This is a genomic window from Elstera sp. (genome assembly GCF_044372965.1).
Lineage (GTDB): Bacteria > Pseudomonadota > Alphaproteobacteria > Elsterales > Elsteraceae > Elstera.
This window is the reverse complement of record NZ_JBILQX010000127.1, coordinates 1-10,464: the sequence shown is the minus strand read 5'-3', so window position 1 is coordinate 10,464 and position 10,464 is coordinate 1. Positions and strand designations below refer to the sequence as shown.

General features: G+C 63.3%; 11 protein-coding genes. 7 read left to right on the top strand and 4 right to left on the bottom strand.

Annotated features, from left to right (window positions below):
* Positions 1 to 114: 114 nt before the first annotated feature.
* Entirely contained in the window at positions 115 to 1,200 is a 1,086-nt protein-coding gene (locus ACIQ36_RS14425) for a M48 family metallopeptidase (protein ID WP_395830481.1), read from the bottom strand.
* Complete coding sequence (locus tag ACIQ36_RS14420; protein WP_395830479.1) at positions 1,197 to 2,417, bottom strand: DUF898 family protein; 1,221 nt, start codon at positions 2,415 to 2,417, stop codon at positions 1,197 to 1,199. The genes ACIQ36_RS14425 and ACIQ36_RS14420 overlap by 4 nt, the downstream gene beginning before the upstream one ends.
* 132 nt (positions 2,418 to 2,549) lie before the next feature.
* Here ACIQ36_RS14420 and rfaD point away from each other — a divergent pair, with 132 nt between their 5' ends.
* The 6 genes from rfaD to ACIQ36_RS14390 all read left to right on the top strand — a co-directional run bounded on the left by rfaD (position 2,550) and on the right by ACIQ36_RS14390 (position 7,770).
* A complete protein-coding gene (gene rfaD / locus ACIQ36_RS14415; protein WP_395830477.1) occupies positions 2,550 to 3,536 on the top strand; it encodes an ADP-glyceromanno-heptose 6-epimerase in 987 nt (328 codons plus the stop codon).
* A 12-nt stretch (positions 3,537 to 3,548) separates the two neighbouring features.
* Positions 3,549 to 4,373, top strand: a complete 825-nt coding sequence (gene lgt / locus ACIQ36_RS14410; RefSeq protein WP_395830475.1) for a prolipoprotein diacylglyceryl transferase — start codon at positions 3,549 to 3,551, stop codon at positions 4,371 to 4,373.
* Entirely contained in the window at positions 4,370 to 5,518 is a 1,149-nt protein-coding gene (locus ACIQ36_RS14405) for a class I SAM-dependent methyltransferase (protein ID WP_395830472.1), read from the top strand. Before lgt ends, ACIQ36_RS14405 begins: the two co-directional genes overlap by 4 nt.
* Positions 5,519 to 5,560: 42 nt before the next feature.
* Complete coding sequence (locus ACIQ36_RS14400) at positions 5,561 to 6,037, top strand: GNAT family N-acetyltransferase (RefSeq protein WP_395830469.1); 477 nt, start codon at positions 5,561 to 5,563, stop codon at positions 6,035 to 6,037.
* A gap of 18 nt (positions 6,038 to 6,055) precedes the next feature.
* Complete coding sequence (gene pgeF, locus ACIQ36_RS14395; RefSeq protein WP_395830467.1) at positions 6,056 to 6,844, top strand: peptidoglycan editing factor PgeF; 789 nt, start codon at positions 6,056 to 6,058, stop codon at positions 6,842 to 6,844.
* A gap of 65 nt (positions 6,845 to 6,909) precedes the next feature.
* Positions 6,910 to 7,770, top strand: coding sequence for a hypothetical protein (locus ACIQ36_RS14390; RefSeq protein ID WP_395830464.1), 861 nt, complete (start codon positions 6,910 to 6,912; stop codon positions 7,768 to 7,770).
* Here the strand turns inward: ACIQ36_RS14390 and ACIQ36_RS14385 are convergent.
* Positions 7,767 to 8,252 (bottom strand): GNAT family N-acetyltransferase, encoded by a 486-nt coding sequence (locus tag ACIQ36_RS14385; RefSeq protein WP_395830461.1) that lies wholly within the window; start codon positions 8,250 to 8,252, stop codon positions 7,767 to 7,769. The genes ACIQ36_RS14390 and ACIQ36_RS14385 overlap by 4 nt on opposite strands.
* Positions 8,253 to 8,263: 11 nt before the next feature.
* A complete protein-coding gene (locus ACIQ36_RS14380) occupies positions 8,264 to 8,851 on the bottom strand; it encodes a pyridoxamine 5'-phosphate oxidase family protein (RefSeq protein ID WP_395830459.1) in 588 nt (195 codons plus the stop codon).
* A gap of 105 nt (positions 8,852 to 8,956) precedes the next feature.
* Between ACIQ36_RS14380 and ACIQ36_RS14375 the strand changes: the two genes are divergently transcribed.
* Positions 8,957 to 10,464: DUF4139 domain-containing protein (locus ACIQ36_RS14375; protein ID WP_395830457.1), on the top strand; the 1,508-nt coding region annotated here is incomplete at its 3' end.

The following is a 10,464-nucleotide window of genomic DNA, read 5'->3' as shown; positions in this document are numbered from 1 at the left end:
CCTTGCTGTCGCATCGGAACTGCCTCCTTAGCCATAAACCTCACCATGCCGTGCCCATCGCCGGGCGGCAAGCAGGGTAAGACGTATCACATGTTTATGACGGGGGCGGTTAAATCAAGGGCTGATGCCGCACACCGCGCGCAATTGCCGCCACTCGGTAGGGCTCGCGGTGAGAGGGGCATGGGGGGAGACGGGCAGTTCTAGCGCAGCCAGCGCCGCCGCCCGTTCGTCGGTTCCGGGATGAGTGGAGAGCCAGCCGCCGCCATCATTGCCCGCCAGCCGCTTGAGCGCTTCGGCCAGGGATTGCGGCGGGCGGCCCAGCGCCGCCAAATAGCGCGCCCCCTCGGCATCGGCCCGGCGTTCGAGATCGCGGTGATAGGCGAAAATCGGCAGGACCTGCGCGACGTTCGACAGCACGCCCGTACCGAACAGCACCTGCGCCGCCAGCCCCCAACCCTGATGTTGAATGACTGAGGCGAGCGGATCGGCATGGGCGAGATGGGCGGCCTCGTGCGCGAGCACGGCCAGCGCCTGATCGGGCGTTTGCATCCGTTGCAGCATGCCTTGCGTCAGCACGATACGATTGCCGGGCAGGGCGAAGGCGTTAGGCAGCGGAATCCGATAGACGCGGATCGACGGGGCTTCGGGAAGCTGGGCAACCTCGGCGAGGGCCACCGCCGCCCGTCGCGCAAGGTCATTATTCTCAGTATCGGCGCAGACCGTGGCCGGGCTTCCCCGGTTGAGGGCATTCGTCAGTTCGGCTTCCGCCCGCGCGCCCATTTCCCGCTGCCAGGACAGCGGCACGAAGCCCGCACCCCAGGCCGCCAGCAGCGGCAGGATAAAATACAGCCCCGCCAGACTTGCGGCAATCCCGCCGAGCCATTGAAGCGTCGCCCGCCGCTCTAGCTGGGTTTTAGGGTCCGGCCTGGTCAATCCGGGGAGCGCGGGGCGCAGCCGTTCAAGGTCAGCGGTGGACGCGAGGCGGACCTGCTCGGTCCCATAGGCCAGTATCACCACGCCCGACCGGCGTATTTGCGCAGGATCATCCCGCAAACGAACCGCCGAACGCGGCCATTGCGCAATCGGATTATCCAGTGCGTCGGTGGCAATAATGTCCACCGTTTCGTCGGCAATCCGCAGCCCCACGGGCCGGCGTGCGGCGGTTTTGCCGTCGCTATAGAAGGCGGAAAAATCGGTCATCCGGTAAAATCCACGGCACCCAGCAAGCCTTCGCCGCGTCCTGGCGACGGGAGGGTGCTTTGGTCGATGATTGCAAGATCAAGCGTGCCCTCGATTTCCGTCGTCCGTACTAAAACCCGCACAAGAGGGGCGGTCCAGAGCCAAGCCCACAGGCCGCTAATGAAGAGATTCGCGGCTAAAACTAAGAGCAGCAAAAATCCGAACACCCACCATTCTAACCCGCCCTGAATTTTTGAACTGGCAAAAAGCGCGATTACTAACGCGATAATCCCGGCAAAAAAAACTATGAAACACGGGATAAGAACAGCAATGATTTTGATGAAATTCCAGGCGGTTAACCGGCTTTTTGCCGATACCGTGTCGAAATGCGTCGCGGTGACGAGCGCCCGCCAATAGGCGATCCGGTAAAGGGCATAGAAGAGCAGCGCAATCGGGAAGACCCATCCGAACGAGAGGAAGACAGACAGAAGGGAAATGCCCTTCATTTGAAAACCCGACTCGCCCGCAGCGGCATTGGTAAAACCGAGCAAAATGGCCGGACCGAACTCATAGAGCCCTTTGGCGATGCCTAAGGCCGCCAACCCCCACGCGATGACATACAGATAGACAAAATCCCCTACCTTAAAAGTCGAGCGGAATTTATGGGTTCCGAAATAGCTATGGTTCCAGAAATAGCGGTCCACATAGGCTTGCCGGAGGGGGTCGAATAGGAAGGCGGTAAAAAGGCTCAGGACGGTTACCCCCATGGCACGCATGATGAAATCATTCACGTTGCCACTGAACCCGGCACGAATGCCGCGCCACTCAGTCCGCGACAGTCGATAGCGCCGAGCATAGAACATGCCCATGGGGGTAAGAATTAGAAAAGTGCTTATCTGGATCGGCCCGGCCGCCCCTCCATATCCGGCTGCCGACAGAAAACTCAAGGGTACGAATGCGAGGGCCAGCACAAGCAACGCAATGATCGCGCCCTTAAAAAGCTCGAACCCCGTGCCGGTATAATGCAACGGATCGCCCGCAATCTGGATGTTGGCCCAAAGGTATCGCCGAACGCGGGTTTTGGCCCAGAAACTCCAGATACCCAGCGTAAGAATACTCAGCAGCGTATTGCCGAAAGTGATCCAGGCGAGGCTTGCGCCGCGAATGCTGGTTGTCACGGGAAGCGTCTCGCCTGCGGGGGCTAGCATTTCAGGCGCAGGCAGCGTTTCGTCGGTCATTCCGGCCCCATATGCCAAGGATTTAGAAAACCTTTACCCCATACAACCGCCCCCTCACAAGCCACGCCCGCATTGCCGCCCGCCGTCGCCTCCCGTATAACCGGGAGCAGTTGAGAAAAGGGGCGTACACATATGATCGTCGTGACCGGGGGGGCGGGGTTTATCGGCTCCAATCTGCTGCGGGGCTTGGAAGCGCGCGGCGTGCACGATCTGGTCGTGATCGACCGGCTGGGCCAAGACGAAAAATGGCGCAATATCGCCAAACGCGAGCTTGCCGCCGTGGTCCCGCCGGAAGAAACTTTCGCTTTTCTCGATGCCCATGCCGCCGAGATCGACGCGATTTTTCACCTGGGCGCGGTGTCTAGCACCACCGAAACCGATGCGGATTTAATCGCCAGCTCGAACTTCACCCTCACTCTGAAGCTGTGGGACTGGTGCTGCTGGCGCGGGGCGCGCTTCATTTATGCGTCTAGCGCGGCCACCTATGGCGATGGCGCGCAGGGGTTTGATGATGATGCGTCGATTGCCGCCCTCGCCCAGTTGCAGCCGCTGAATGCCTATGGCTGGTCGAAACACGCCACCGACCGGCGCATCGCCCGGCTGGTAACGGGCGACGGCCCGGTTCCGCCGCAGTGGGTGGGGCTGAAGTTCTTCAATGTCTATGGGCCGAACGAATACCATAAGGGCGGGCAGAAAAGTGTCGTTGCCCATATCCTGCCGCAAATTCAGCAAACGGGCCGCGCGAAGCTGTTCAAATCTTACCGCCCGGACTATGCCGACGGCGGCCAGTTGCGCGATTTTGTTTGGGTTGGCGATATTGTCGACATCATGCTGTGGGCCTATGACCATCCCGAGGTGAGCGGGTTGTTTAATGCGGGTAGCGGGGAGGCGCGCAGCTTTCTCGATTTGGCCAACGCCGTTTTCGCGGCGATGAACCGGACACCCGAGGTCGAGTTTATCGACATGCCGGAAAGCCTGCGGGCGAAATATCAATATTTCACCGAAGCGCGCATGGATCGCCTGCGCGCCGCCGGGTATGATCGGCCCTTAACGTCGCTTGCCGAGGGCGTGGCGGCCTATGTGCAAGAGTATCTGCTGCAAGACGATCCCTATGCCTAAGGATACCCGGCGATGAGCCTCACCGTTCTGCCCGCGCTGATGTTTCCAACCATCGATCCGGTGGCGATTGCCATCGGGCCGCTGGCCATCCGCTGGTATGCGCTCGCCTATATCATCGGCATCATGCTGGGCTGGCGCTATATGATTGCCCTGTCGCGCCGCGCGCCGGCGATCGTGACGCGGGCCGATATTGACGATTTTCTCACCTGGGCGACGCTGGGGGTCATCCTCGGCGGGCGGCTTGGGTATGTGATTTTCTATAAGCCCGGCTATTATCTTGAGAATCTGAGCGAAGTGCTTCAGGTCTGGCACGGCGGCATGGCCTTTCACGGCGGCGCGCTGGGGGTGATTATCGCCCTCATCCTCTTTGCCCGCCGCCGCAAGATTCCGCTGCTGCCCTTCGGCGATTTGCTGGTCGGCGTGGTGCCCATCGGGCTTGGGCTGGGGCGCATTGCGAATTTCCTCAATGGCGAGCTTTGGGGCCGGGTCACAGATGTCTCCTGGGGGATGGTCTTCCCCACGGGCGGGCCGGAGCCGCGCCATCCGAGCCAGCTTTATCAAGCCTGCCTTGAAGGGCTGTTGCTGTTTCTGGTGCTGCGCGTGCTGGAAGTGAAGGGCTTCCGCGACCGTCCCGGCTTTTTGGGCGGGGCGTTTTTGGCGGGCTATGGCGTTGCGCGCAGTATCGGCGAGCTGTTCCGCCAGCCCGATCCTTTCCTCGGGTTTCTGGTTGCCGGGGCGACGATGGGGCAGTTGCTCTCGGTGCCGATGATTATTGTTGGAATTTGGTTGATGGTCCGCGCTAAACCCCAAGCCAAGGCGGTTCCCAGCGCAGCATGAGCGAATCGCTCGAAGATCTGCTGCGGCGGCGGCTCGAACTCGGCCCGATTACGGTGGCGGATTATATGCGCCTCGCCTTAGGGCATCCGACGCTCGGTTACTACCGCACGCGCGATCCCCTTGGCGGGGTGCCGGATTCGGCGGCGGGCGCGGTGCCCTCGGCGCTTCCCGCGGTGGCCGGGGCGGTTGCGGGCGGCGATTTCGTGACCGCGCCCGAGTGCTCGCAGATGTTCGGCGAATTGCTCGGCCTCTGGTCGGCGCATGTTTGGGGCCTGCTCGGCCAGCCCGACCCGATCGGCTTTGTCGAACTGGGGCCGGGGCGCGGCACTTTGATGGCCGATGCTTTGCGCGCGGTGCGCCTTGTCGCGCCGGGGTTTCACGCGGCCCTGCGCGTGCATCTCGTGGAGACCAGCCCGGTCTTGCGCACCCGGCAGGCGAAGGCCTTGGAGGGTGAGGCGGTCGAATGGCACGAGCGCTTAACCGATCTGCCGCCTGGACCGTTCATTCTGCTGGCCAATGAGTTTCTCGACGCGCTGCCGATTCACCAGTTGGTGAAGCGCGAGGGCCAATGGCGCGAACGGCAGGTTGGGTTGACCGAGGCGGGTGATTTCGGCTTTCAGATCGGCAAAACCGCCTCGCCATTGGCGCGGCTGCTGACGCCCGAGGTGGCCCAGGCCCCTGAAACCAGCATTGCCGAAGTCTCGCCGACGATCCGGGGAACGGTGGCCGCGATTAGCCGTCGTTTGGCCCATTATGGCGGCGCGGCCCTCCTCATCGATTATGGTTATGCCGAGGCGGCGGCGGGCGATTCGCTGCAAGCCGTGCGCCGCCACCAATACCACCCCGTGCTGCAAGATCCCGGCGAGGCCGATCTGACCGCCCATGTGGATTTCAGCGCGGTTGGGGCGGCGGCAAGGATGAGCGGCGTCGATGTGCATGGCCCAATTGAGCAGGGGGCCTTCCTCACCCGCCTCGGTATTTTGGAGCGGGCGCAGCGCCTGGTGCGCGATGCCGATGCCGCCAAGGCCCATGATCTCGTCGAAGGCATGCACCGGCTCATCGCGCCGGACCGCATGGGAAGCTTGTTCAAAGTAATTGGCCTCGGGCCGGTTGGATTATCGGCGCTGCCGGGCTTCGTAAGTTAAAGGGGCCTGGACAGGGCCGTTCAGGGTGATAAAGATGCGGGCATGCGAAGCCTCCGCCCTGTTAGCCCGACCGATTTGACGCTGATTTGCCGTCACCGTGAAGCCATGTTCCGCGAAGCCGGATGGGACATGATGGCGATTGCCACCATGGCCGTTCCGTTCCGCGAGTGGCTGGCCCCGCGCCTCGCCGATGGCCGCTATTTTGGCTTTATGGTCGATGACGAGGGCCGCGCGATCGGGGGGATTGGTCTGCTGGAACTCACCTGGCCACCGCACCCCTCACACCCGCACGATGATCGGCGCGGTTATGTGCTGAACCTCTATGTCGAACCGCCCCATCGCGGCAAAGGGGTTGCGCGCAGCCTGATGATGGAAAGCCAGGCGGAACTCACGCGCCGGGGCCTTTCCTATGCTGTGCTGCATGCAACCGCCAATGGCCGCAAGCTTTATGAAAAGCTCGGTTGGGCGTCGACCAGCGAAATGGCAACGCCGCTCGCCTTCGATGGCATGCCCGCTTAGGCCACAAGGAAACCCGCGATGAGCCTTGCCCCGCTGACCTCCGAGTTTCTCGACCTTCCGGGCGTGCGCCACGGCTTCTTCACCCGCGATGGCGGGGTGTCGCAGGGGATTTACGCTAGCTTGAACGCCGGATTCGGCTCCAAGGACGATCCCGCAGCGGTGGCGGAAAACCGCGACCGCGTGGCGAAATTCTTGGGCGCGTCGGGCGGCGCGCAGCTTGTCACCGGCCATCAGGTCCATAGCAAAGCGGTCGAGATTGTCACGACGCCCTGGGCGCACGGCGCGGCCCCGCAGGTTGATGGGCTCGTCACGAAACAAAAGGGGCTTGTGCTCGGCGTGCTCTCCGCCGATTGCGCGCCGATCCTGTTCGCCGATAGCGACGCCGGGGTGATCGGCGCGTGCCATGCCGGGTGGCGCGGCGCGCTGGGCGGCGTGGCGCAGGCGACCGTTGATGCCATGGTGGCGCAAGGGGCGAAGCGCGCCCGTATTCATGCGGTCATCGGCCCCTGCATTGGTCCTGAGTCCTACGAGGTTTCCGACGAATTCGTTGCCACCTTCATGGATGCCGACCCCGATAATATGGATTTCTTCGAACCTGCCAGCCGCGAGGGGCACGCGATGTTCGATCTCGGCGGCTATTTGCTGCACCGGCTCGAAAAACTGCGCCTCGGCGCGGCGGAACTGTTGGGCGAAGACACGCTAGCCGATCCGGCCCGTTTTTTCAGCTATCGGCGCGAGACTTTGGCCAATGGCGGCGCGCCCGCTGATTATGGCCGCCTGATCTCGGCGATTGCCTTGGCCCCGTAAAGCGCCGTAGCCATGCCCTATCTCTTCCAATTTTTTGCCATCGCCCTGCTGCTCTCGATTGCCGCATGTATCGCTTTCTAGCTCTCGGCGTGCTGGCGCTTTTAGCCGCGTGCCAGCCCTTACCCCAGCCTTTCCAGCCGTCGGCCCAAGAAAAGGGCGCTGCGGTGGCGATGCTGCCCAAGGATACGCACGGTGTATCCATTCTCGAAATTTCGGGCCTGCCCTCGGCCCTATCCGGCCCCTTGCGCGCGGCGATTGCCCAGCGCTTGCGCGACGAGGATATTCCGGCGGCGGTTGATATCGGCCATCGCGGGGCGTTCTTGTTGCGCGGTGAGGCCAGCCTCACCCCTCTTTCCCCCCAGGAGGAGGAGGTGCAGATCGCCTGGTTCCTCGTCCCGCCCGATGGGGGCGATGTGCGCATGATAAACCGCCGCGATGCGATTCCGCGCGGCCAAGCCCAAAACCCAACGATCCCGCAACTCGACCGCATCGCGCGCGGCGTGACGACCGCGCTCGTGCCGATGCTGAACCCGACCGTCGCGGAAGCGCAAGGCGTGCGCGGCGTTTCGGTCTGGGGGGTCGACGGTGCGCCGGGCGACGGCAAGCTTGCCCTAAAACGCGCGCTGGAATTTATCTTGCGTGAAAACGGCGTGCCGATCGTCGAGCGCGACACGCCGGAAGCCCTCGTCGTCAGCGGCACGGTGAGCCTTGCAAAACCCGTTAGCGGTGTTCAACTCATCCGCCTGCGCTGGGTGTTGTTGATGCCCGACGGCAGCGAGCTTGGCACGGTGGAGCAGGAAAATCAGATTCCGGCGGGCAGCCTCGATAACAACTGGGGCGAGGCTGCGATTTTTGCCGCCGAAGGCGCGTTCGAAGGCTTGGCGGCGTTGCTGGAAAAAGCCCCGCCGTTAAAACCGAAAAGCTAAACCGCGCGCGACCAGCACAGCAGCGCGCCATCTTCCGCATCCTCGCGGGTGGCGCTTTGATGAAAGCCGTTGGCGCGCAGCACTTTCTGCGACCCGATATTGCCGACCAGGGTTTCGGCGTAGAGCAGCCGAATATCGGAATCCTCCGTCGCGTCGCGGACCAAGGCCGCGACCGCCTGGGTGCCGAATCCCAGGCGGCGGCGGCTTTCGGCGAGGCCATAGCCGAACTCGACCCGCCCTTCGGAATCGGGGGCCAGCTTATAGCCAATCAGCCCGACGATTTCCGGTCCCTGGACCATCAGCCAAGCCCCTGGGGGGTGCTGTCGCCGCAGGGTCTCCGCAAGGCCTCTGAGACGGCGCAAAGTTGATTCCGTTTCAAGCCCGCCCGGCGCAACGGTAAGCCCGCCCGGGTGGGCCGTGTGGGGGGCGAGTAGCCAAGCGAAATCGGCATCTGATGCAGGGGAAAGCTGAAGAAGCGTCATTCAAATCCAGTTTAGGGAACAAGCCACGTCGCGTCGGACAAGTGACCCGTTGAATCATAGGTAAAAGCGGCGCGGCGGTGACCGACGCTCGCCAGATAGAGCCAGTCTAAGGCCGTAACGGTCAAGACAATCGGCAGAAACACGGCAGGATCGGCTTCAGCCGCGAAAGGGGCCGCAGGGCCGGGCTGCGGCGCACTCGGCGCGGTTTCCACCGCATAGCATTCCCGGCCCAAGCGCCCGGTTGCAGCCCAGGCTTCGGCGCGCAAAGTTTCAGACGCCGGGGCGGCGGTGGCGCTGAGGCGCAGTTGAATCTTCTCGGCGGGATCGTAAAACAGTGCCTGCACGCGCGGGTGCTGCTGAAGGTCGGTCACTTTCGGCGAGCGCGCGTCGGTATGAAAACGCAGGCGTTTTTCGGCGGCTTCGACCCCACGCAAAACCACCGTTCGCACCTGCGGTTCAAGCATGCCCGAAGCATCGTGGCGTAGGCTGGCAAGCTGCATCAGATGAAAGGGACAGGTACGATCTGAGGCCCCGAGAGTCAGCCGTCGCCACGCTTCGGTTTCGGTCAGCATCAGATCATTGTAGAAAGCGGGAATCATGGTATCCGGTGCCTTAAAAAGAGCGGCATCAGCCTGCCCCCAATCGCAGTCTTGCCGCAATCCCGATGTAATCCCCGAAGAGCCTATTTCAACCGGAGAGTTTCTATGCGCCCCTCCTTGCTGCTCGTCCCCGCCCTGGTGCTGAGTTTCCCCGTTTGGGCCGTGGAGCCGCAGGTAACGGCGGTTTTGCTCACCCAAGCGGGGGTTGCCACGGTCGAACAGGAAGCCAGGGTGAAGGGCGACGATACCCTTGATCTCACGGTGCCCTTCAGCCAGGTCGATGACGTGCTGAAAAGCCTGATCGTGCTCGATCCGGCGGGCGCGGTGCAGCGGGTGACGCTGGCGGGCAGCAGCGACGATAGCGCGCTTGCCGATCTGCCGGTGCCCCCCGAAGCCCTCACCAGCACGTCGGCGCTTCTGCAAGCCTTGGTCGGCCAGTTGATCGAGATTGATAATACCCTGCGCTCGCAAAAGGGCCGCCTGATGGCGGTGATCGAGCGCGAGGAAGCCCAAGGCAAGGACCGGCCTGAACCGGTGCGCCGCTTGATCCTGTCGCTCCTCACCGAAACCGGGCTGACCGAGACCGTGCTGGAGCCGGGGGCCACCGTTCGCCTCACGGATAAGGCCCTGCAAGCGCGGCTCGACCGGGCGCTTGCCAGCCTCGCCGAAGGCCGCGACCGCAGCGCGCGCACGCTGTCGATTTCCGTTGCGGGCCAAGGCGAGCGGGTGGCGAAACTCGCCTATGTGGTGGCCGCCCCGGTGTGGAAAGCCACCTACCGGCTCGACCTGTCCCCGGACGGTAAAACCGCGCGCCTGCAAGGCTGGGCGGTGCTGGAAAACCGCACGGGCAAGGATTGGAAGAATATCCGCCTTACCCTCTCGTCAGGCCAGCCGGTGACGTTCCGCCAGTCGCTCTATGCCTCGACCTGGGTGGATCGGCCGGAGATCGCCCCGACCGTGGCGAAGGTAAGGCCGTTGGAGGCGGATCAGGGGGCGATGACGATTAGTAGCGCAGCGGCGGCCCCGGTTCCATCGCCCGCCCCGATGTTCGCGCCGAAAGCGGCCCTGGCCCGCAGCCAGGATTTGCTGACCTCCGCGCCGGTTCCGACCGCCGACGCCAGTGAAAACCTAACACAAATCGATTTAACCCTGCCGCAAACCATCAGCGTCGCCGCCGGGCAGTCGCTCTCGGTGCCGATTATCGATCAAAGCGTTCCGGCGCAGCAGGTGCTGGTGTGGGATGCGAGCGCGCTTCAAAATTCCCTGCAAGCGGCGGTCGATGTCACCAATAGCGGCGCGACCAGCCTGCCGCCGGGGGTGGTTGCGCTTTACGACGGCCCGCGCGGCTTCGTTGGCGACGGGCGGCTCGATCTGTTCCCCAAGGGCGAAAGCCGCTTTATCGCCTATGCCCGCGACGGGCGGGCGAAACTGACGCGGAAAGAGGAGAGCACCAGCCGCCTGCAAACCCTTACCGCGGCGCGCGGTGTTATGAAGCGCACGGACGCGGTGACGTATAAAACTAATTACCGCGTGGTGCTGCCCGCAGGCGATAGCCGCCCGATCCTGATCGATCAAGCGCGCCCGCTCCCGCCCGCCGTGCTGACCGCCCCGAC